The sequence below is a fragment of the Desulforamulus putei DSM 12395 genome (genome assembly GCF_900129195.1).
In the GTDB taxonomy this organism is placed as follows: domain Bacteria; phylum Bacillota; class Desulfotomaculia; order Desulfotomaculales; family Desulfotomaculaceae; genus Desulfotomaculum; species Desulfotomaculum putei.
The window spans coordinates 1-21930 of sequence record NZ_FQUY01000004.1 but is presented as its reverse complement, the minus strand read 5'-3'; the positions used below and the strand labels follow the sequence as shown (position 1 = coordinate 21930).

Genomic DNA, 21930 nt, shown 5'->3' with positions numbered 1-21930 from the left:
AGGGCCGAGGTGGGAGGCAGATCGTATTCCCACCTCTAACTTCTCACTTCTCACCTCTCAAATGGCAGGTGGTTCTTTTTATGTTTCCTTTTGTGGAAATAACCCCGGAAATTCTAAAAACCATGGCGGCGGTTTTTACAGAGCCCCAAATCCTTCAGCTGTTCCTGCTGGTGGTGGCCATCGTGGCTTTGCAATACTACCGCATCGGTAAGGTGAGGGAAAGATTTTTTGGTCTGAAGCCCCGGGGTGTGTGGCGGGATGTTCTGTGGGCCACCGGTTTCGGGCTGCTGGGAGGCCTTTTGGCCAGCTACCTGATGGTGTTTGTGGGACTGACACTGTCCGGATCGGGATTAATGTACCTCTGGCCCCTGGCCATATTGTTAATGTTTATTGATGCCAGGTTTTTATGTTTTGCCTACGCCGGGGGGATTTTAGCCCTCAGTTCTCTGGTATTCGGTTGGCCCGCCATCAGCGTGCCCCAGGTCCTGGGGTTGGTGGCCATCTTGCACTTTGTGGAGGCTTTTTTGATTCTCATCAGCGGGCATCTGGGGGCCATGCCTACCTTCGTCAAAAATGCGGAAGGCACGGTGGTGGGCGGCTTTGCCCTGCAGAAATTCTGGCCCATCCCCCTGGTGGCCATGGTGGTGGTGGGTCACAGCAGCGGGCCCACCGGGGGGATCAGCATGCCCGACTGGTGGCCCCTCATCCGGGAGGGCCTAGGGGCCAATGTGGACAATATCATTTATGGCCTCATGCCGGTGGTGGCCGGTTTGGGGTATGGCGACCTGGCAGTGGCCCGCACACCCCGGCAAAAAGGCAGAATTTCTGCCCTTATTCTGGGTGCGTACAGTCTCCTGCTGCTTGGCCTGGCGGTATTGGCCGACCAACGGCCCTTGATGGGAGTTGTAGCGGCCCTGTTTTCTCCTTTAGGCCATGAACTGGTTATCTATATCGGCAAGCGGATGGAAACAGGCAAGTCCATCTACCAGCCAGCCGGCCAGGGGGTCAGGGTGTTGGATGTGATACCGGGCTACCCTGCCTGGCAGGCCGGCCTTCGCTCCGGCGATATTATTATGGAGGTCAACGGCATGGCGGTCAGCAGCCGCCGGGGCCTGGAATTTGCCCTGGGTGTCTACAATCAGGTTCAACTGACCTATTATTCTGTGAAAGATCAACAGGTGTACCGGGAAGGTATTGATTACCAGGGCAAAGGGATGCTGGGTCTGCTGCCCGTCCCGGAAGGGAACGAGGAGAACTATATGGAGTTATCCACCAAAGGGCCCTTCCGCCGGTGGTTTAACAACCGTTTCTCCCGGGGCGGATGGTAAGACAGCCTGGAAAGGCGCCCGCAAGAGCAAAGACCACGTTGTTTGGACGTGGTCTTTTCATCGGAAAAACTAGCGGGAACGGCTGGCCAATTTGGTCATGAGGCGGGCAATCACTTCCTGCTCATCCCTGTCGGCAACATCCCACAGCTCCTTGAGCACCTTTTGTTCCGGGTTGGCGGGCTGTACGTTGTCAGCCAGAATGGAACCGGCTGTCATGGCATATTGTTGAATTTTGTCCCGGGAGATTCCCAGTTCTTCAGCAAATTCCATGGCCTGGCCCAGGTACTTTTTCCAATTTTCCCAGCTTGTGTTGGCTTTGCTTAAATCCAGCATGTACGTTTCCTCCTTCTCTTTTGACTGCCCATAGGCGGCATCGCTGCCTGTTTCACCTATAGTTTGGCAACGGAAAGGGAAATTATACATACTTGGAAATAAAAGACTGACCCTGCTGTGGAGGGTTGCCGGGGCCGGAGATGTGGTCTATGATAATCTTTGAGTAAAGCGGGAGGTTTGTTCCATGTCATTAGAGCAATTGGCTTTGGATATGCAGAATTGTACCCGGTGCGGGCTGGCGGAGGGCAGAAACAAGCTGGTTTTCGGAATGGGCAACCCCGAGGCCAGGCTCATGCTGATTGGCGAGGGACCGGGCAAAGACGAGGACGAGCAGGGCCTTCCCTTTGTGGGCCGGGCCGGGCAGTTGTTGGATCGTATCCTGGCAGCCATCCATCTCACCCGGCAAGAGGTGTATATCGCCAACGTTGTAAAATGCCGGCCGCCCAACAACCGGGTTCCCACCCGGGCCGAGGCGCTGGCCTGCCTGCCCTATTTGTACCGACAGATCGAACTGATCAAACCCGCCATTATCGTTTTGCTGGGCAGCACCGCCCTGCAGAACTTAATCGGGCCGGAGGCCCGCATCACCAAGATGCGGGGCCAGTGGCTGGAAAGCCGGAGCGGTATCAAAATCATGCCCACCTACCACCCGGCGGCGGTCCTGCGGGATCCCAACAAAAAACGCCCGGTGTGGGAAGACTTTCAAAAGATTCAGGAGGAGTACCTGCGGGTGACAGGAAAGGCTGTCCTTGACCAGGGTTCCTTTTGAGCACCAAAAAACTGCTGCCTTACCTGGCAGCAGTTTTTTTAAGGAAATAAAGTTTTTCTTCATGTTCCATGAGTTTCTCGTGAATAAAATCAAATCTGTCTTCAACCCGCATAAAGCGGAGGATCATCTCCTCACGCAGGGAAGCCAGCTGATCTTTAAAGGCTTCCTGATTGGCCTCTAATTTTTCCACCCTTAATTCCAGGTTGGCAACCCTTGCATCAAGTTTATCTACTGTGGCCTCAAGTCTTTCAACCCTCGTCTCAAGCCTTTCAACCCTCGCCTCAAGCCTGTCTACCTTTGCATCAAGTTCTTCAACCTGGGTATTGAGTTTTTCCACCTGGGTATTGAGTTTTTCCACCTTGGTATTGAGTTCTTCCACCAACGAGTTGGTATGGCCAACAATGCGAATCAAATCACCGACCAGATGCTCGATACGTGCCAGACGTTCTTCGCTCACTTCGATCCCCCCAGCCAAAAAATACCGGTGCCCGTCCCAACATGTTACCCAAATCATAGCACAATCTTTTCCTCTTTTGAATAGGTTCTACCAAAAGTGTCAGCTCATTTTACCGGCGCTGCCGGGTTTTTGATATTGACCGGAATGTTATAATATAAGATGGAAAGAAAGCAGGTGATAGATGTTGGAATTTAAACTGAAATCCGAGTTTCAACCACGGGGAGACCAGCCCAAAGCGATTAAGCAGCTGGTGGACGGGCTGCACAGGGGATTCAAGCACCAGGTGCTGTTGGGGGCCACCGGCACCGGCAAAACCTTTACCATGGCCAATATTATTCAGCAGGTGCAGCGGCCCACCCTGATCCTGGCGCCCAACAAAACCCTGGCGGCCCAGTTGTGCAGTGAAATGAAGGAATTTTTTCCGGACAACGCCGTTGAATATTTCGTTAGTTACTTTGATTACTACCAGCCCGAGGCCTATATTCCCCATACCGATACTTACATTGAAAAGGACTCCTCCCTGAACGATGAGATAGACAAACTGCGCCACTCGGCAACCACCGCTTTGCTGGAGCGGCGGGATGTCATTATCGTGGCCAGTGTTTCCTGTATATATGGTTTAGGTAACCCGGAAACCTACCGGAACCTGGTTTTGTCCCTGCGGGTCGGCGGCACCTACGACCGGGACGCTATTTTAAGAAAGCTGGTGGACATCCAGTACGAGCGGAATGACGTTAACTTTACCCGCAACAAGTTCCGGGTGCTGGGAGACGTCATTGAAATCTTCCCCGCCAACGCCACCGACAGGGCGCTCAGGGTGGAGATGTTCGGCGACGAAGTGGAACGGCTGTTGGAGATCGACGTGGTCACCGGTGAGATTCTGGGACAGCGGCAGCATATTGCCGTCTTCCCCGCCAGTCACTTCGTGACCGCCGAGGAGAACTTAAAACGGGCCATCGGGTCCATTGAAGAGGAATTGGAGCAGCGGTTGAAGGAGCTGCGGGATGCCGGCAAGCTGCTGGAGGCCCAGCGGCTGGAACAGCGCACCCGCTATGACCTGGAAATGATGGCCGAGGTGGGTTTCTGCTCGGGCATTGAGAATTACTCCCGCCATTTGACCGGACGAGCCCCGGGGGAACCACCCTTTACCCTGCTGGACTTCTTCCCGGAAGATTGGCTGTTGATTATTGACGAGTCCCACGTGGCAGTGCCCCAGATCGGCGGCATGTACGAAGGGGACCGCTCCCGCAAGACCACCCTGGTGGAGCACGGCTTCCGGCTTCCCTCGGCCCTGGACAACCGTCCCCTCAAATTCCACGAATTTGAGCAAAAGATAAACCAGGTGATTTACGTGTCCGCCACCCCTGGCAACTACGAATTTGAACACGGGCAGCAGGTGGTGGAACAAATTATCCGTCCCACCGGCCTGGTGGACCCGGAAATTTCAGTCCGTCCCACCAGGGGACAGATTGACGACCTGCTGGGGGAAATCCGCCTGCGGGTGGAACGGGACGAGCGGGTGCTGGTAACCACCCTGACCAAAAAAATGGCCGAAGACCTTACGGATTACTTCAAAGAAAACGGTGTGCGGGTCCGTTACCTGCACTCGGATATTAACACCATTGAGCGGATGGAGATCCTGCGGGACCTGCGCCTGGGGACCTTTGATGTGCTGGTAGGCATCAACCTGCTGCGGGAGGGTTTGGACCTGCCCGAGGTGAGCCTGGTGGCCATCCTGGATGCCGATAAGGAAGGCTACCTGCGTTCCGAGCGCTCGCTGATCCAGACCATCGGCCGGGCCGCCCGTAACGCCGAGGGCCGCGTCATTATGTATGCCGATAAAATGACCGATTCCATGAAGAAGGCCATCGGCGAAACTGAGCGCCGCCGCAAGATTCAAACAGAGTATAACCAAAAGCATGGCATCACCCCGGAAACCGTCCGCAAGGCGGTGCGGGATGTCATCGAAGCCACCCGGGCGGCAGAGGAAAAGGCACCGTACGTGGCCCGGACCAGGGCAGGCAAGATGACCAAGACCGAGATCAAGAAGATGATTGCCAGGCTGGAAAAGGAAATGAAAGAATCCGCCAAGCACCTGGAGTTCGAGCGGGCCGCCCAGTTAAGGGATGCCATTATTGAGCTCAGGCTGCAGCTGCGCGGTGACAAGGAAATTAAGCCGGCGATTCCGGAGGTAGAGTATTAAAGGAGTACAATCATGCAAGACAAGATACTAATTCGCGGGGCTCGCTCCCACAACCTCAAAAACATCGACGTCGAAATTCCCCGGGACAAGCTGGTGGTGATCACCGGCCTGTCCGGTTCCGGCAAATCTTCCCTGGCCTTTGACACCATCTATGCCGAGGGCCAGCGCCGGTATGTGGAGTCCCTGTCTGCCTATGCCCGGCAGTTCCTGGGGCAGATGAACAAGCCCGATGTGGACTATATCGAAGGGCTGTCTCCGGCCATTTCCATTGACCAGAAGACCACCAGCCACAACCCCCGCTCCACTGTGGGTACCGTAACGGAGATTTATGACTACCTGAGGCTGCTCTTTGCCCGGGTGGGCCGGGCCCACTGCCCCAGGTGCGGCCGACCCATCACCCAGCAAACCGTCCAGCAAATGGTGGATCAACTGATGGCCCTGCCCGAGGGAACCAAGCTGCAGCTGCTGGCCCCGGTGGTGCGGGGCAAAAAGGGTGAGCATGTCAAAATCTTTGAGGACATCCGCCGCAACGGTTTCGTACGGGTGCGGGTGAACGGAGAAATCTATGATGTCACCGAAGTGCCCCGGTTGGATAAGAAAAAGAAACATACCGTTGAAATTGTGGTGGACCGCATCATCATCCGGCCCGGCAGTGAAAAAAGGCTGGCCGATTCCATGGAAACCGCTCTCAAACAAGGCGAAGGGGTGGCCGTTGCTGCGGTGGTGGGCGGGGAGGAATACACCTTTTCGGAAAACTTTGCCTGCATAGAATGCGGCATCAACATCAGCGAAATCAGCCCCCGGCTGTTTTCCTTCAACAGCCCTCACGGGGCCTGCCCGGTCTGTACCGGCCTCGGCTTCAACCATGAATTTGACCCGGATTTAATCATTCCGGACAAGAGTAAAAGCATCCGGCAAGGGGCCATTGAAGGCTGGCACAAAGGGCAAATTGCCGCCGCCTACCTGTCCGGCCTGGCCGAGAAATATGACTTCAGCCTGGACACCCCGGTGGAGCAGCTCACTCCCAAACAGCTCCAGGTGATCCTTTACGGCACCGGCAATGAAAAAGTAAAGTTCCATTATACCGATGGTTACGGGCACGTGCACCGCTACGAAGTGCCCTTTGAGGGGATTATCGGCAACCTGTCCCGCCGCTACCGGGAGACCCAATCCGAGGCCATGCGGGAAGAATTTGAAAAATACATGAGCATCAAGCCCTGCCCCGGCTGCCGGGGCGCCCGGCTAAAGCCCGAGGCCCTGGCGGTGAAGGTGGGGGGGAAGAATATTGCCGAGGTCACAGCCCTGCCGGTGTCCGAAGCCCTGAAATTCTTTGAGAACCTGGAACTCACCGAGAGGGAGCAGCTCATTGCCCGGCAGATTCTCAAAGAAATTAACGAACGCCTAGGCTTTCTGGTCAACGTGGGCCTGGACTATTTGACCCTCGGCCGTTCCGCCGGCACCCTGTCCGGCGGGGAGGCCCAGCGCATCCGGCTGGCCACCCAGATTGGTTCCGGCCTGATGGGGGTGTTATACATCCTGGATGAGCCCAGCATCGGCCTGCACCAGCGGGATAACGAGAGGCTCATTGCCACCCTCCGGCGGCTGCGGGACCTGGGCAACACTCTGATCGTGGTGGAACACGATGAGGACACCATACGGGTGGCGGACCATATCATCGACATCGGCCCCGGGGCCGGCCGTCACGGTGGCCGGGTGGTAGCGGCCGGTACCGTGGCAGATATCATGCAGGCGCCGGAGTCCCTCACCGGCCAGTACCTGAGCGGCCGGAAATTCATCCCGGTACCCCTCAGCCGCCGCCGGGGCAAGGGACAAAGCCTGGTCATACAGGGTGCGGCGGCCAACAACCTGAAAGGAATAAACGTGGAAATTCCCCTGGGGGTCTTTGTCTGCGTCACCGGTGTTTCCGGTTCCGGCAAAAGTACCCTGATTAATGAAATCCTCTACAAAGCCCTGGCCCAGAAACTGCACCGGGCCAAGGACAAGCCCGGGGAACACCTGGGAATTCAGGGCATCGAGCACCTGGAAAAGGTCATCGACGTGAACCAGTCCCCCATCGGTCGTACCCCGCGGTCCAACCCGGCCACTTACACCGGCGTGTTTAACGACATCCGGGAGTTGTTTTCCCAGCTGCCGGAGGCCAGGGTGCGGGGGTACAAGCCCGGCCGTTTCAGCTTTAATGTGAAGGGGGGCCGCTGTGAAGCCTGTCAGGGGGACGGCATCATTAAAATTGAAATGCACTTCCTGCCGGACGTGTATGTGCCCTGTGAAGTCTGTAAGGGCCTGCGCTACAACCGGGAGACCCTGGAGGTTAAATACAAAGGCAAGAGCATTGCCGATGTATTAAATATGGAAGTGGACGAGGCGGTGGAGTTCTTTGCCAACATCCCGAAGATTCACCGCCGGCTCAAGACCCTGCAGGACGTGGGGCTGGGCTATATTCGACTGGGCCAGCCGGCGCCGGAGCTTTCCGGCGGGGAGGCCCAGCGGGTCAAGCTGGCCACCGAATTAAGCCGGCGCAGCAACGGCGGCACCATCTACATCCTGGACGAACCCACCACCGGCCTGCACACCGCCGACATCGCCCGGCTGCTGGAAGTGCTGCACCGCCTGGTGGACAACGGCAGCACCGTGGTGGTCATCGAGCACAACCTGGATGTGATCAAAACCGCCGACTACATCATCGACCTGGGCCCCGAAGGGGGCGACAAAGGGGGCACCCTGGTGGCCGCCGGCACCCCGGAAGAAATTTGCCGGGCGCCCCAATCCTACACCGGCAAGTTCCTCAAACCGGTGCTGGAACGGGACCGCCAGAGAACCCTCACCTAATTCAAGTTGGGGACGGTTCTTGACTTGAATTCGACAATTGTCGAATTCAAGTCAAGAACCGTCCCCAACTTGAATGAAAGCCTCCGGCTGGTTTGTCAGACCGGAGGCTTTTGGTGTTAGAGGGGGATGTTGCTTTGTTGCTGCACAGGGGTAGCAAATTTTTGGTACTGGCGGTTGAAGCACCAGATGGAAGCCGGCAGCAGTACCGCAACGATGCCCATCAGCACCAGCAGGTTCGGTAGCACCTGGGAGAAACCGATGCCCATCAGGGCGATGTCGCGCACATCGGATACCAGGTAGGTGAGGGGCAGTGAGGCGGAAATTGCCCTGGCAAACAGGGGCATGGATTGCACCGGCCAGGTAAACCCTGAGAAAAGGAAGGACGGAATGGCCACCAGCATGGCAAGCTGGGTGGCTTCCAGTTCGCTCCGGCAGACGATGGAAAGAAAGATGCCTAGGGTCAGGATGGCCAGAATAAAGACAGCTATCAGCAGCAGGAGCAACGGGTAGTGGCCCCGGAAGGGTATCTGGAAGACCGTAAAGCACAGGGCCAGCACCACGTTGGCGCTGACAATATTTAATAGGAAGTAAGGGATCATTTTTCCCAGTACCACATGGTGGGCCCGGTAACCGCCTGCCAGCAGGTCTTTGATGGCCCCCGTTTCCTTTTCCCTGGCCACTGCCACCGCCATGTAAAGGAGAATCACCTGCTGCAGGGCGGTGCAGGCCAGGCCCAGCAGCAGAAAGTTGGCGTAGTTGAAGGTGGGGTTATACCACACCCGCAGCCGGTACCTGAGGGGAAGGGCTGTGGCGGCAGCTTTCTCCGGCAGCAGGGCCTGGCTGGATTCCAGCGTCTTGATACTGACACCGGCTGACAGGGTGGAGATAATTTCATTGGCCGCCGACATGACGGCGTTGCTGAACAGCATGTTGGTGCCGTTGACGATCACCAGCACCTCGGAACCCTGACCCTTTTTAAGGTTGGTGTCCAGGTCCTCCGGCAATACCACTGCCGCCGTAACCTCACGGGTCTCCAACATTTGGCGCAGCTCTTCCTCACTGCTCACTTGACCCACCAAATCAAACTTTTCCGAATCCCGAAAGGCCTGCACCACAATCCGGCTGGTGGCTGTGTTGTTATAATCCAGCACCACGGTTTTGATGTGCTTTACCACGTGGTCGCTGTACATAATGCCGAACAGCACGATGTACAGGGTGGGAATAAAACACATGACGAACAGCAGTCGCTTGTTGCCCCGGATGTATTGCCATTCCCGGGAGGCAATTGAAAGGATCTTATCCATGCGCAACCCCCCGGCTATTCAAACTTTACTTGAACCGACATGCCCGGCCGCAGTTGGGCGGAGTTCACCTTGATCTTGACGTTGTAGGTGACGATGTCCTTTTCACCCCGGTCGTTGGTGGCCCGGGCGGTGGCAAATTCCGGCTTGCGGCTGATATCAACAATTTTGCCGGTGTATTTTTTGTCCGGTACGCTCACGGGGATGAGCGTGGCCTGCTGGCCCTCTTTGATTTTATCCAGCACAGACTGCTTCACCTTGACATTGACCCAGTTGTCCGCATAATCGGTCACGGTCATCAGGGGCAGGCCGGTGGACACCATCTCGCCTTCCTCGACATTTAGCGAGGTGATGGTACCGGAACAGGGAGCTTTGATATTTGTTTCTTTTAAATTAATCCTTACCTGCTGCAGGTCGGCCTCGGCCTTTGCAAGGGCAGCTTCAGCCCGCTGCATATCAGCCTGGTAGACATCCACCTGCAGCCGGGAAGCCCTGGCGTTGGCCAGATCTCCTTCGGCTGCCGCCACCCCGGCCAGCGCCGCTTTATAATCCTTCTCGGCGCTGTCCATCTGCTGATCGGAGATGGCCTGGGCCTTATGCAGTTCAACCATGCGTTCATAGGTTTTTCTGGCCAGTTCGGCATCGGCTTTGGCTTTGGCCAGGGCTGCTTCGGCCTTCTGGACAGCGGCGGCCGTGCTGTCTGCGGAAAGCTTGCTGCCGGCAGCTGCCTTGGCAATATCCCCATTGGCGGCGGCGATACCGGCCAGGGCCTGGGCTTCTTTTGCCTTCAAGTCTTCGTCATCAATTTTAGCCAGCAAATCACCGGCCTTCACCTGCTGGCCCTCCTGCACATACAGCTTCACAATGCGCCCCGGCACCTTGGTGTTGACATCCACTTCCTTGGCTTCCACCACCCCGGTAAGTTCCTCCTGGCCTGTCTTTTGGGCTGTACATCCTGTCAGCAACAGCAGCAGAACCATGACCGATACAAACCATTTGTTGGGACGGATCATTCTGTTTCCTCCTTGTTTTTCAGGATTCCGTTGAAGGTAAAGTCAAGAATATGCCGGCAGCGTTCCTCCAGCATGTCTTCAGACATCATGTCGCCGGCCCACATGGGCTGTACCGTTTCCCGGCGGCTGAAATAAATCAGGCAGAGGGCGTGCATGCTCAAAAGGGTCTGGCGTATATCAAGGTCGGGGCGGAAAACTCCCCGGTTGATGCCGTCCTGTAAAATCTGACCCAGGTCCGATTCAAACAGATCCAGCAACTGGGGTAAAACTCTGCTGCCGTAACGTCCCCGGTTCAGGGCTTCCCAGTTCACCAGGCGCACAAACTCTTCATCCCGGGCCAGGAAGTAAAAATACTGGCGCAGGGCCCGCTCCACATTTTCCATAGGGTCGGCGCCGGGAATAAAGGCCCCTTTGGCGAGGTTGTATATTTTTCTGTAGTTATAGCGCAGGACCTCAACGTACAGGTTTTCCTTGCTTTCAAAGTAATGGTAAATCATCCGCTTGTTGATCCTGGCAGCGGCGGCGATTTCGTCCACCCTGGCGCCGTCCAAACCTTTACGGGAAAAGATATCCGCTGCGGCCAAGAGGATGCGGTTTTTGCTTTCCTCGGCCCGGGCGCTTGCTTCATTCTTGTTGTCTGTTTCTCTTTTCGGAAGCCTTTCCCCTTTAGCCATGGCAACCTCCTTACCATAAAGTAACTAACCGGTTATTTACCTGGCTTTATTGTGCTCCTCTTTGCCATCATTGTCAAGAGAAGGATGATTTATTTGAAATGTTATTAATCCATATGAAATTTTGCAACAAATTTGTTATTTTTTCCAAGCAGGAAAAGAAACGGTCGTTAGCCAAGATAAACAGGAAATACTACCGGTTAGGTAAACTTAATCTGTTCTTTATCCCATCTTAACCATGAGATGAAAAAATAGTTAGAAAAAGACAATTACCATTGGCACCAGCGGACCTGCAAGATACAATCATCCTGGGGGGGATGGCCTTGACATTAACAGACAAAATTAAAAATATTCCCCCGCGTCCCGGGGTTTATCTCTATAAAGATGCGGACGGCCGGGTGATCTACGTGGGGAAGGCGGTTTCCCTGAAAAACCGGGTTCGTTCCTATTTTCAGGCGGGCGCCAGGCAGTCTCCCAAAGTGCAGGCCATGCTGCGCCGGGCGGCAGACCTGGAGTACATTGTCACGGACTCTGAAATGGAAGCCCTGATCCTGGAAAACAACCTGATCAAAGAACACCGGCCGAAATATAACGTCTTATTAAAGGACGATAAAACCTATCCCTACATTAAAGTAACGGTCCAGGAGGAATTTCCCCGGGTGCACATCACCCGCCGGGTCTTGAAGGACGGCGCCCGGTATTTCGGGCCCTTCACCCACGCGGGGGCGGTGAACGAAACCCTGCGGCTGTTAAAGAAAATCTTTCCCCTGCGCACCTGCAAGCAGCGGGAGCTGGCGCCCAGGGAGCGTCCCTGCCTGAATTACCATATCAAGCGCTGTCTGGGGCCCTGTTGTAACCTGGTGGACCGCTGCGCCTACCGGGAAACGGTCAACGAAGTGATCCTGTTCCTGGAAGGGCGCCAGGAAGATTTAATGAAAAGGTTGCGGCAGCGGATGGAGGAGGCCGCGGAAAAGTTAGAATTTGAAAAGGCGGCGGAATTAAGGGATCAGCTGCTGGCAGTGGAAAAGATTGTGGAGCGGCAAAAGGTGGTTTCCACCGACCTGGCGGACCAGGATGTCATTGCCATGGCCAGGGGTTTTGATGAAGCCTGCCTGACGGTATTTTTTATCCGGGGCGGCAAGCTCATCGGCCGGGAAAATTACTTCCTGGAAGGGACCGATACCCTGGAGCGGGGGGAAGTCATGGCCACCTTTGTGCAGCAGTTTTATAACCAGACCGAGTTTGTGCCGGCGGAGATTTTGCTTTCCGAAGAAATCGCAGGGGCTCCTCTCATGGCGGCCTGGCTCAGTGAACTGCGGGGGAGTAAGGTTACCATAAAAGTTCCCAAACGGGGGGATAAGCACAAACTGGTGGAAATGGCGGCCCAGAACGCGCTGCTCTCTCTGGAGCAGGCCCAACTGGAGCGCCAGGCTGGGCGGCAGGCCCTGGACGGTGCTCTGGCGGAATTAATGGCCGTCCTGGGCCTGCAACAGCCGCCCCGGCGCATGGAGTGCTACGATATCTCCAACATCCAGGGCGCCGAAACCGTGGCTTCCATGGTGGTCTTTGAAGACGGCAAACCGGCCAGAGACCAGTACCGGCGGTTTAAAATCCGCACCGTGGAAGGCCCCAATGATTTTGCATCCATGAAAGAGACCATCACCCGGCGTTTGTCCCGGGCCAGGGAAGAGCAGGCTCAGGTGGAGGCCGGTGAACTTGCTCCCAACCGGGCTAAATTTACCCGCCTGCCGGATTTAATCATTATTGACGGGGGAAAGGGACAGCTCTCCGCCGCCCGGGAAGCCATGCTGGAGCAGGGATTTGCCCACATCCCCGCCTGCGGCCTGGCCAAGGAAGAAGAGCTGCTTTTTGCGCCGGGCCGGCCGGACCCCATCCGGCTGCCCAGGGAATCCCGGGGCCTGCAGATGCTGCAGCGGCTCAGGGATGAAGCCCACCGTTTTGCTGTGACCTACCACAGGAAGCTCAGAACCAAAAGAAATCTCAAATCCATCCTGGATGACATCGAAGGCATCGGACCGGTACGCCGCCGGGAGCTTTACAAGGCCTATAAGAATCTGGATGCCATTAAACAGGCTACGGTGGAAGAACTGGCCCGGGTGCCCGGCATGAACAGCAAGGCCGCCGAAGCGGTGTACCGATTCCTGCGGGAACATTTAGACTAATGGGTATTCCTATGGGGTCTTGTCTGGGCTAATACTGCACTCCTTTGGGGTCCTGTTTTTAGCAGGACCCAAAAGGAATGCAGTATTAGCAACACCCGCAAGCCCAGACAGATACTAACAAAAGGAGGCTGCCAACCTTGTCAAAATACCGTATGCTGGCCATCGATCTGGACGACACCCTGCTCAACAGCCAGTTTAAAATATCACCGCGCAATAAAGAATACATCCGGCGGGCCAGGGAGGCGGGGGTGCATGTGACCCTGGCCACCGGGCGCATGTACTGCTCCGCCCTGCCCTATGCCCGGGAATTGGATATAAACCTGCCCTTAATCACCTACCAGGGGGCCCTGGTGAAGGAAGCGGGCTCCGGGGAAACCCTTATCCACAGGCCGGTCCCCCTGGAGCTGGCCAGACAGGTCATCCGGCAGGTGAAGCCCCTGGGGTATCATATCAATGTTTATGTGGATGACAACCTGTATGTAGAAAAAATAACCCCCGAGGCGGAAATGTATCAGAGGATATCCGGCATTACCGCCCGGCCGGTGGGAGATTTGCTTACCTTCCTGAAGGAACCGCCCACCAAGGTCCTCATTGTCGGTGGCGTACAGGAGTTGGATGCCCTGGGGCAGGAGATGAGGCGGCAGTTCGGAAGGACCCTGCACATCACCAAATCGAAACCCCACTTTCTGGAATTTTCCCACCCCGAGGCCACCAAGGGCCATGCCCTGGATACCCTGGCCCGGCGCTGGGGACTGACACCGGACCAGGTCATCGCCATCGGAGATGCGCCCAATGACTTGGAAATGATTGCCTATGCCGGTCTGGGTGTTGTGATGGACAATGCCAGGACAGAAATAAAAGAAAAAGCAGATTATGTAACCCGTTCCAATGACGAAGACGGTGTGGCAGAGGTTATTGGCAAATTTATCTTAGGGGATTGAACACCGGCGGATGGAGAATATTAAGACAGGAAAAAGTCCGAAGACGGGTGACTTGCGCATGTTAAAGAAATGCCTGCAAAATGTCAACAAACTGGATCCCCAACCGGCAGCCAAATTTGTCAAGGCGGCCAATCAATTTAAAGCTCAAATCAGTTTGGAAAAGGGCGGACACCGGGTAAACGGTAAAAGCATCATGGGTTTGCTGGAACTGGCCAATCGGAACGGGGATACCTTAACCCTGACGGCAGACGGGGAAGACGCCCCCGAGGCCCTGCAAGTTCTGGGAGATTTATTAGAGAAAGAGTTGAACCGGTAGGTATACACATCCACTCCCGCTGCCGTTTTTTCCCCTCCGAGCTCCCACAGCTCACTTCTTAAATTTAGCGCCAATTTAGCACCACAGGGGCGCTGTTTTACTATAATGGGGTAGGTGTTTTTAACCGGTACCAACAACCGTTTAATAACTGAAAATCCCTGCCCCTTTTAGGATAAGTGTTTTATTTGCTTAATTTGTACTTACCGTTTACAATAAAGGAGATATTTAAGCTTGTCTTTGAAGGGGGTGTTGAGGTGTCCGGTCCGAGATTATTAATTGTCACAGGCATGTCCGGAGCCGGCAAAACACAAGCCGTACAAAGTTTGGAGGACCTGGGCTACTTCTGTGTGGATAATCTGCCGCCGGCCCTTATTCCAAAGTTTGCCGAACTGGTCTCCCAGTCCAACGGCAAAATAGATAAAGTTGCCCTGGTGGTGGATATCCGGGGAGGCGCTTTTTTTAACCAGGTGACGGAGGTCCTCAACGATCTCAGCAAACAGGGGTATCGGTATGAAATATTGTTTTTGGAAGCTTCCGATGAAACCCTGGTGCGCAGGTATAAAGAATCCCGGCGCCGTCACCCCTTGGATACCCACGGGGAGGTCCTGGAGGTCATCCGGGAGGAAAGGGAACTGCTGCGGGAGATCAGGGGCCGGGCCAATAAAATCATCGACACCTCGGACCTTTCCAACAGCCAGTTGAAGGAGCAGATCGTCAGCCAGTACGGCGGTGACAAAGAAGATAACCACCGCCTGTTGATCACCGTCATGTCCTTTGGCTACAAATACGGGATTCCCCTGGATGCCGACCTGGTGATTGACGTGCGGTTCCTGCCCAATCCCCATTATATCCCGGAACTGCGCTGCCTCACCGGCAACGATGAACCGGTGCGGCAGCATGTGCTGTCCCAGGATGTTACCAGGGAATTCATGGAAAAATTTATTGATTTTGTTACATTTTTAATTCCCCATTATCAAAATGAGGGTAAAGCTACTCTGATGATCGCCATCGGGTGTACCGGCGGCATGCACAGGTCTGTGACACTGGCCAATAAACTGGGAGATGTACTCACAGCGAAGGGGTACCGCGTCAATGTAAGGCACCGGGATATCATGCGAGTGTAGGCGGGTGGGAAATTTGACCGCTTTATGGAAATGGTTTTCTCCTGGCATGAATATAAAACGCTGGCTGCTGCTGGCCCTGGCAGGAATTGCCCTGCTGGGGCTGGGCCTGGCGCTGCTGGACCGCCAGCTGGGGGGCCTGATGGGTGTGGTCATGGACCTGCTGGTTAACCAACTGGCAGGCGTCCCCCAGTGGCTGATCGGGATCCTGGTGACCGGCCTGGGTCTGGCCATGATGGGTTACGGGCTGCGGATGGCCTTTAAGTCCATTATGACGGTGATCCGGCCGGACCCGTCGGAACGGCTGGTGGAAACCATTTACCACCACCGGTCGTTGAAACGGGGACCCAGGGTGGTGGCCATCGGCGGCGGGACTGGGCTTTCCAGCCTGCTCAAGGGGATCAAGGAATACACCAGCAATATCACCGCCATTGTGACGGTTACCGATGACGGGGGCAGCTCCGGCCGCTTGCGGGATCATTTAGGGATCCTGCCGCCGGGAGATATTCGCAACTGCCTGGTGGCCCTGGCGGACAAAGAAACCCTCATGGAAGAAGTGCTGCAGTACCGCTTTGACAGCGGCGAACTGGCCGGACACAACCTGGGCAATTTATTACTGGCCGGGTTAAATAACGTTTCCGGCGGCTTTGACGGCGCCGTCCGGGCCCTTTCCAAAGTGCTGGCCATCCGGGGCCAGGTGCTTCCCGTCACCCTGGAAAACGTGGTGCTGGGGGCTGAACTGGCAGATAACACCCTGGTCTTTGGCGAGTGCAACATTTCTGCCAGCCGCAGCCGCATTAAAAGAATTTTTTTGCGTCCGGAGGTCTGCCGCCCCCTGCCCGAGGCCCTGGCCGCCATTCAAGAGGCCGACATCATTATTTTGGGTCCCGGCAGCCTGTACACCAGTGTGATTCCCAACCTGCTGGTGCAGGGAATGGCCGAAGCCATCAAAAAGTCGCCGGCCCAGAAGATTTACATTTGCAACATTATGACCCAGCCCGGGGAAACCCAGGGCTATACTGCCTGCGACCATGTGAAAGCCATTTTTGATCATGTGGGGCCCATCGTTGATCAAATCTTGGTGAACTGCGAGCCCATTCCGGGCCGTTTGTTGAAAAAATACCGGGAAAAGGGCGCTGCTCCGGTAAAGGTGGACGGTCCGGCGCTAGCTAAATTGGGCGTGCAAACGTGGTCCAAATACCTGGTTCAGCATAGCGATGTGGTTCGGCACCAGCCCGAAAAACTGGCCCGGGCGGTTATGGAAATTCTGTACGAGTCCAAAACCGCAGCCCTGGAACGGGCGCCGGTTAAAATATACCAGCCCGCACGCATGCGCTAGTTGCTAAGACGGCATTCCTTTGGGGTCCAGCCTTTGGCCAGACCCCAAAGCATTACCCATAAGATATACCGGAGGTGAACGTAATGTCTGCAGCAAAAAAAATCTTTCTGGTCAGTCTGATTGTTGTCACACTCATACTGACCGGCACAGGCATGTGGTACCAGCGCCAGTATAAAGCCATCCCCTCCGACGCTAAATACCCCAAATTGGAAGGCATTCCCATTCTGATGTATCATAAAGTGAACCCCGATCCCAGAACCGGCGGGTTGGGCCTGCGGGTTCCGCCGGATAAATTTGAATGGCAAATGAAATACCTGAAACGAAACGGTTATGAAACCGTTTCGTTGGAAGATGTGATGGATCATTTTGAAAAGGGCAAACACCTGCCGGACAAACCCATTGTCATCACCTTTGACGACGGTTATAAAGATAATTACCGGTTTGCCTACCCCATCATGAAGAAGTACGGGTATACCGGCACGGTCTTTGTAGTTTCCAAAGCCATCGGCAATACCAACTTTTTTGATGTGGAAAAGAAACTCCAGCCCGAAAACAAAATGATGGATTGGCATGAAATCCGGGAACTGGCTGAGGCTGGTTTTACCATCGGCGCCCACACGGTGGACCACCCCCACCTGGCGGAAGTGCCGCCGGAAGCAGCCCGTCACCAGATTGAAGAATCCAAGCGCGCCCTGGAGTATGGCCTGAAAAAGCCTGTCGAATTCTTTGCCTACCCCTACGGCAGCTACAACGACACCGTGGCGGATCTTGTGAAACAGGCCGGCTACCGGGCAGCCGTCACCACCGAACTGGGTCTTGCCAAAGCTGACTCAAACCCCTTCAAACTCCGCCGCATCCGTGTAACCGGCCATTACAGCAACGAGAAATTTATTGAAGAACTGCATAAATACTAGCCTAACGGGTATTCCTCCGGGGTCAAGCCATCAGCCGTCAGCTATCAGCTTTTAAGGTGATTCTAAAAGCTGATGGCTAAAGATTGATGGCTGACGGCTGGACCCCAAAGACTTTCTTTCATTCTATCCAATTTTCCATTCTAAAACTCTTCCACGGCGGGAACGGTGCTGCCGATTCTTAACAACTGGCTGACCGAGCCTTTGCATTTGCCCCCCACTTTTTTGAGGTGCCAAAACCAGAATCATTCCCCATAATGAAAGCCTCGACGGTTCTCTTTCCCAAGTAAACAACCACTCTGTACCAGCCCCTCAATATATTATTCAACAGTCGGCATTATGGAAAATTGTTACCCCAAATTTTTCCCGTATCGTTTTCCTCATCGACAGACTCCCGCAGCAGGCATTAAAATTGCAGCAAGGCCATATTGTACCAATTTATTTGTGGTATAATATCCTCTGAGTGGAGGGGTGGCGATGTCCTTCTCGGCAGTGACGAAAAATGAACTGGCGCGGGTGGTGGGCGGCAAAGATTGCTGCCGGCTGGCGGAGTTGGCTGCTTTGATCAAAATGGACGGCAGTGTGCAGATCAGCGGGCAGAAGAAGTTGTCCCTGAACATTGTGACAGAGAATGCCGCCGTGGCCCGTAAGATTTTCAAACTCTTAAAAAACCTGTTCGGACTGTCCACCGAGATCCTGGTCCGGCGCAGGGTCAGGTTGCGGAAAAACAATGTCTATCTGGTCCGCATCCCGTCCCAACCGGGCATAGAGGAAATATTCAAGGCTCTGGGCATCGGTGAGGCCGGCGCTGCCATTGCCGAAGAAGGGATTAACAAGGAGTTAATTGCCAGGGACTGCTGCCGCAAGGCATACCTCAGGGGGGCCTTTTTGGGCGGCGGATCTGTTAATAACCCCGAGGGAACGTACCATTTGGAAATCATTACCGATAACTTCAAGCATGCTCAGGAACTGGCCGAACTGATGCAGAGTTTTAACCTGCCGGCCAGGGTGAGCCCCCGCAAAAACTGGTATGTTGTCTACCTCAAGGGCAGCGAGCAAATTGTAGAATGCCTGAACCACATGGGCGCCCATGCAGCCCAGTTGGATTTTGAAAACGCCCGTATCTACAAAGATATGAGAAACCAGGTAAACCGCTTGGTCAACTGTGAGACAGCCAACTTAAACAAAACCGTCAATGCAGCGGTAAGGCAGCTGGAAAATATCAAGTACCTGGCCGATACCATCGGGCTGGAGAAACTGCCCAAACCCCTCCGGGAGGCAGCTGAATTAAGACTGCAGCACCCCGATGCCAGCCTGAAAGAGTTGGGGGAACTCTGGGATCCTCCCATAGGCAAATCCGGGGTCAACCACCGCATGCGAAAGTTGGAACGCCTGGCGGAAAGAGTGCGGTCAAGGAAGGTAGACCATGGATTTAAAGAAAGTTGACGCGGAATTGAGAAGGAAAACCAGCGAGGCTGCTGCGGCGTCCTTCAGCAAATACAGACACAGGGAAGAACCGGCTCCGCCGCCGCCCGGGGTCACCGTAACCTTTCTGGGCACCGGGGGCAACCCGGAAGCGGTTTTTAGCCAGATCCCCCGGACAGCGGGCTTTGTGCTGGCGGTCAACGGCCTTCGTCTCTATGTGGACCCCGGTCCCGGCGCCGTGGTGCGTGCCCAGGAGGCCGGCATCGATCTTGGGACCCTGGACGCAATTTTTATCTCCCACGGCCACCTGGACCATTATGCCGGCGCGGAGGCTGTCATTGAAGGCATGTGCTGGGGGATGTTTTCACGCCGGGGCTATTTGATGGCGCCCAGGCAGATGCTGGAACGGGACAGACTTCTCAGTTATTATCACCAGGGACTTAATAGGCATAGCGGCTACAAAGGAGGGCCTACGGTGATTCCCCTGCAGGCCCACCGGCCCATTCAAATAAAAAATGCCGTCCTAACCCCCGTGCCGGTTTACCACGCCGAAGAAAACTATGGCTTTGTCCTGCGGGCCGGGAATATAAGCATCGGTTATACCAGCGATACCAATTATATTATAAGTTATTCCACTCCCGAGGGAATCAAAGAGACGGCATGGCGGGGACCCATCATGGACCTGCTGGAGGTGGTGGATTACCGGAGGGATATCAAGGAAATATTCAGCCAGGTAGATGTGCTGATCGCCAATGTCACCGGTCACAATGTCTATGCCCACCGTCATATTACCACCCTGGGCTTACCGCATCTGCTGGCGGGAAGCAAGGTTAAGCTTTGCTTTATCACTCACTTCAACCATTGCTGCCTTAGGCCGGAGGACCTGCGGCCCGCCATGGCCTATTACGTGGAAAACCGCAGCGGCATCCGTACTTTATACGCAACAGACGGCACCATTTACGATATAGCAGCAATTCTTGAACAACTGGAGAAAAACCGATAAAATTCTGACAATAACACCGTTGGACCGCAATGGGGCCAGCAAATCTCCTAATACTGCTAATTTCTTAACAGTCCATGGTTACCTACAGGAGGTGATGGATCTTGCGAATGGACTTTGGTCTTAATTTGGAGCAAACTCAAAAACTGATCATGACACCGGAGCTTCGCCAGGCCATCACTGTCCTGCAGATGTCTTCTCTGGAACTTACCGAGTATGTTGAACAGCAGGTGCTGGAAAACCCCCTGTTGGAATTGAGAGATCATGACGGGGAACGGGCCGAAGAGGCCGAGGCAGCCCGGGAGGAAGACAGCCCGGCAGCAGCCGGGAAGAAAGAATTCGACCCGGACTGGGTGGAATATTTTGCAGACAGCAGCGACCTGGGCCTCTGCCCCAACCGGGGTCAAAGGGAAGTCATTGAACAGCCCGGCTATGAACAGTTTATCAGTCACGCCCCCACCCTGGTGGACCACCTTAACATGCAGCTCAGCCTGAGCAGGGCGGACAAAGAACTTAAAAGTATTGTCCGGTACCTGATTGGCAACGTTGATGCCAGGGGCTACCTGGGCATCAGTCTGGAAGAAGCCGGTGAACAGCTGGGGGTAGGCCCGGAAAAAATGCAGCAGGCCCTGAGGGTGCTGCAGAGTTTCGACCCGCCGGGGGTAGGGGCCAGGAACTTGCAGGAATGCTTAACCATTCAACTGGACCTCCTGCAGGAAGACAACCCCATTGTCAGGCAGCTGGTGGAAGAATACCTTGAGGACCTGGCGGGAGGCCGGCTGGCAAAAATTGCTGCCAGGCTAAATGTTTCTCCCCAGGAGATCCAGCGGGCCGCCGATATTCTTAAAAAATTAGAACCAAAACCCGGCCGGAACTTCAGCCACCATGACGAGATCCGGTATATCGTGCCCGATGTGGTGGTGGAAAAGGTGGAAGGTCAGTATGTCATTTTAGTCAACGACGTGGCGATCCCCCGCCTGACCATTAACAATACCTACCGTACCGTGTTAGCCAAAAATAGTGCTGCAGATCAGAATACGAAACAGTTTGTGGAGGAAAAATTAAATGCAGCGGCCTGGTTGATCCGCAGCATCGAGCAGCGCAGGCTGACCTTATACAAGGTGGCAAATTGTTTGGTGGAACTGCAGCGGGATTTTTTGGACCACGGTGTGAAATACCTCAAGCCCCTGAATTTAAAGAAAGTTGCGGATATGGTTGGGGTGCACGAATCCACGGTCAGCCGTGCCACTTCCAACAAGTATATCCAGACGCCCCAGGGTGTCTTTGAAATGAAATACTTCTTCTCCACCGGCCTGAGCGACGCCAGCGGGACTCAGGTTTCTGCGGAGAGCCTGAAAAAGATGCTCCGGGAGATCATTCAGGAAGAGGATCCGGCCAACCCCTTGAGCGACCAGAAAATTGCTGAATTGTTTGGTCAAAGGGGCGTCAAAATATCCCGCCGTACGGTAACCAAATACCGGGATGAACTGGGGATTCCCTCAACCGCCAGAAGAAAAAGATATTAGCAAAAAAATATCTATTTTGGCAGGGATATGGCGATAAATGTGGAAATGTTTTTGTAAATAAGACATACAATTTAATAGGGGCTGGAGTATTGTGACATACTTAAATTCCAAAGGAGTGGGTATTGAAATGGCACCAATCAAAGTGGGGATTAACGGTTTTGGGCGTATCGGGCGGAACGTATTGCGTTGTGCAATTGAACGCGGGGAGTTTGAGGTTGCCCTGGTAAACCACAAGTCCCGCCGTTT

General features: G+C 54.8%; 19 protein-coding genes. 14 read left to right on the top strand and 5 right to left on the bottom strand.

Translation table 11 applies throughout. From position 1 onward, the window contains the following. Positions 1-80 precede the first annotated feature (80 nt). Entirely contained in the window at positions 81-1328 is a 1248-nt protein-coding gene (locus tag BUB67_RS04175) for a PDZ domain-containing protein (RefSeq protein ID WP_073236261.1), read from the top strand. 69 nt (positions 1329-1397) lie between these two features. On the opposite strand, the gene BUB67_RS04170 is transcribed toward BUB67_RS04175, so the two are convergent. Continuing rightward, on the bottom strand, positions 1398-1661 hold the full coding sequence (locus BUB67_RS04170; protein WP_073236258.1) for a DUF3243 domain-containing protein: 264 nt from the start codon (positions 1659-1661) through the stop codon (positions 1398-1400). A 184-nt stretch (positions 1662-1845) separates the two neighbouring features. Here BUB67_RS04170 and BUB67_RS04165 point away from each other — a divergent pair, with 184 nt between their 5' ends. Beyond that, complete coding sequence (locus tag BUB67_RS04165) at positions 1846-2430, top strand: uracil-DNA glycosylase (protein ID WP_073236255.1); 585 nt, start codon at positions 1846-1848, stop codon at positions 2428-2430. A 19-nt stretch (positions 2431-2449) separates the two neighbouring features. On the opposite strand, the gene BUB67_RS04160 is transcribed toward BUB67_RS04165, so the two are convergent. Beyond that, a complete protein-coding gene (locus tag BUB67_RS04160; RefSeq protein WP_143157000.1) occupies positions 2450-2887 on the bottom strand; it encodes a coiled-coil domain-containing protein in 438 nt (145 codons plus the stop codon). Positions 2888-3071: 184 nt separating this feature from the next. Here BUB67_RS04160 and uvrB point away from each other — a divergent pair, with 184 nt between their 5' ends. Beyond that, the gene (gene uvrB, locus BUB67_RS04155) at positions 3072-5090 is read left to right on the top strand and encodes an excinuclease ABC subunit UvrB (RefSeq protein ID WP_073236544.1); all 2019 of its coding nucleotides are present in this window, start codon (positions 3072-3074) and stop codon (positions 5088-5090) included. A gap of 12 nt (positions 5091-5102) precedes the next feature. Continuing rightward, positions 5103-7937: an excinuclease ABC subunit UvrA gene (uvrA, locus tag BUB67_RS04150; RefSeq protein WP_073236249.1), complete on the top strand. Its 2835-nt coding sequence runs from the start codon at positions 5103-5105 to the stop codon at positions 7935-7937. Between the two features lie 116 nt (positions 7938-8053). On the opposite strand, the gene BUB67_RS04145 is transcribed toward uvrA, so the two are convergent. Genes BUB67_RS04145 through BUB67_RS04135 form a run of 3 tightly spaced genes read right to left on the bottom strand, consistent with a single transcriptional unit; the run spans position 8054 to position 10925 of the window. After that, positions 8054-9241 (bottom strand): ABC transporter permease, encoded by a 1188-nt coding sequence (locus BUB67_RS04145; RefSeq protein ID WP_073236246.1) that lies wholly within the window; start codon positions 9239-9241, stop codon positions 8054-8056. 14 nt (positions 9242-9255) lie between these two features. Then, positions 9256-10251, bottom strand: coding sequence for an HlyD family secretion protein (locus BUB67_RS04140; RefSeq protein ID WP_073236243.1), 996 nt, complete (start codon positions 10249-10251; stop codon positions 9256-9258). Further along, the gene (locus BUB67_RS04135) at positions 10248-10925 is read right to left on the bottom strand and encodes a TetR/AcrR family transcriptional regulator (RefSeq protein ID WP_073236240.1); all 678 of its coding nucleotides are present in this window, start codon (positions 10923-10925) and stop codon (positions 10248-10250) included. The genes BUB67_RS04140 and BUB67_RS04135 overlap by 4 nt, the downstream gene beginning before the upstream one ends. A 320-nt stretch (positions 10926-11245) precedes the next feature. Here BUB67_RS04135 and uvrC point away from each other — a divergent pair, with 320 nt between their 5' ends. The 10 genes from uvrC to BUB67_RS04085 all read left to right on the top strand — a co-directional run. Next, entirely contained in the window at positions 11246-13105 is a 1860-nt protein-coding gene (gene uvrC / locus BUB67_RS04130; RefSeq protein ID WP_073236237.1) for an excinuclease ABC subunit UvrC, read from the top strand. Between the two features lie 137 nt (positions 13106-13242). Beyond that, positions 13243-14046: a Cof-type HAD-IIB family hydrolase gene (locus BUB67_RS04125; protein WP_073236234.1), complete on the top strand. Its 804-nt coding sequence runs from the start codon at positions 13243-13245 to the stop codon at positions 14044-14046. A gap of 58 nt (positions 14047-14104) precedes the next feature. Beyond that, a complete protein-coding gene (locus BUB67_RS04120) occupies positions 14105-14362 on the top strand; it encodes an HPr family phosphocarrier protein (protein WP_073236231.1) in 258 nt (85 codons plus the stop codon). Positions 14363-14616: 254 nt separating this feature from the next. Further along, positions 14617-15486 (top strand): RNase adapter RapZ, encoded by an 870-nt coding sequence (gene rapZ, locus BUB67_RS04115; RefSeq protein ID WP_073236228.1) that lies wholly within the window; start codon positions 14617-14619, stop codon positions 15484-15486. Positions 15487-15499: 13 nt separating this feature from the next. Next, positions 15500-16822 carry a gluconeogenesis factor YvcK family protein gene (locus BUB67_RS04110; protein WP_073236225.1) on the top strand — a complete coding sequence of 441 codons (1323 nt, stop codon included), beginning with the start codon at positions 15500-15502 and terminating at the stop codon, positions 16820-16822. An 83-nt stretch (positions 16823-16905) separates the two neighbouring features. Beyond that, positions 16906-17736: a polysaccharide deacetylase family protein gene (locus tag BUB67_RS04105; RefSeq protein ID WP_073236222.1), complete on the top strand. Its 831-nt coding sequence runs from the start codon at positions 16906-16908 to the stop codon at positions 17734-17736. Positions 17737-18210: 474 nt separating this feature from the next. After that, a complete protein-coding gene (whiA, locus tag BUB67_RS04100) occupies positions 18211-19179 on the top strand; it encodes a DNA-binding protein WhiA (protein ID WP_073236219.1) in 969 nt (322 codons plus the stop codon). Beyond that, positions 19160-20161, top strand: coding sequence for an MBL fold metallo-hydrolase (locus BUB67_RS04095; protein ID WP_073236216.1), 1002 nt, complete (start codon positions 19160-19162; stop codon positions 20159-20161). The genes whiA and BUB67_RS04095 overlap by 20 nt, the downstream gene beginning before the upstream one ends. A gap of 101 nt (positions 20162-20262) precedes the next feature. Continuing rightward, on the top strand, positions 20263-21684 hold the full coding sequence (gene rpoN / locus BUB67_RS04090) for an RNA polymerase factor sigma-54 (RefSeq protein ID WP_073236213.1): 1422 nt from the start codon (positions 20263-20265) through the stop codon (positions 21682-21684). Between the two features lie 127 nt (positions 21685-21811). Next, on the top strand, positions 21812-21930 hold a 119-nt coding region (locus BUB67_RS04085; protein ID WP_238456958.1), incomplete at its 3' end, for a glyceraldehyde 3-phosphate dehydrogenase NAD-binding domain-containing protein.

Excerpts from the sequence above, each read along its gene's own strand:
- BUB67_RS04175 (WP_073236261.1), top strand. The coding sequence starts at position 81 with ATGTTTCCTTTTGTGGAAATAACCCCGGAAATTCTAAAAACCATGGCG.
- BUB67_RS04170 (WP_073236258.1), bottom strand. The coding sequence starts at position 1,661 with ATGCTGGATTTAAGCAAAGCCAACACAAGCTGGGAAAATTGGAAAAAG.
- BUB67_RS04165 (WP_073236255.1), top strand. The coding sequence starts at position 1,846 with ATGTCATTAGAGCAATTGGCTTTGGATATGCAGAATTGTACCCGGTGC.
- uvrA (WP_073236249.1), top strand. The coding sequence starts at position 5,103 with ATGCAAGACAAGATACTAATTCGCGGGGCTCGCTCCCACAACCTCAAA.
- BUB67_RS04145 (WP_073236246.1), bottom strand. The coding sequence starts at position 9,241 with ATGGATAAGATCCTTTCAATTGCCTCCCGGGAATGGCAATACATCCGG.
- BUB67_RS04140 (WP_073236243.1), bottom strand. The coding sequence starts at position 10,251 with ATGATCCGTCCCAACAAATGGTTTGTATCGGTCATGGTTCTGCTGCTG.
- BUB67_RS04135 (WP_073236240.1), bottom strand. The coding sequence starts at position 10,925 with ATGGCTAAAGGGGAAAGGCTTCCGAAAAGAGAAACAGACAACAAGAAT.
- BUB67_RS04120 (WP_073236231.1), top strand. The coding sequence starts at position 14,105 with ATGTTAAAGAAATGCCTGCAAAATGTCAACAAACTGGATCCCCAACCG.
- BUB67_RS04105 (WP_073236222.1), top strand. The coding sequence starts at position 16,906 with ATGTCTGCAGCAAAAAAAATCTTTCTGGTCAGTCTGATTGTTGTCACA.
- whiA (WP_073236219.1), top strand. The coding sequence starts at position 18,211 with ATGTCCTTCTCGGCAGTGACGAAAAATGAACTGGCGCGGGTGGTGGGC.
- BUB67_RS04095 (WP_073236216.1), top strand. The coding sequence starts at position 19,160 with ATGGATTTAAAGAAAGTTGACGCGGAATTGAGAAGGAAAACCAGCGAG.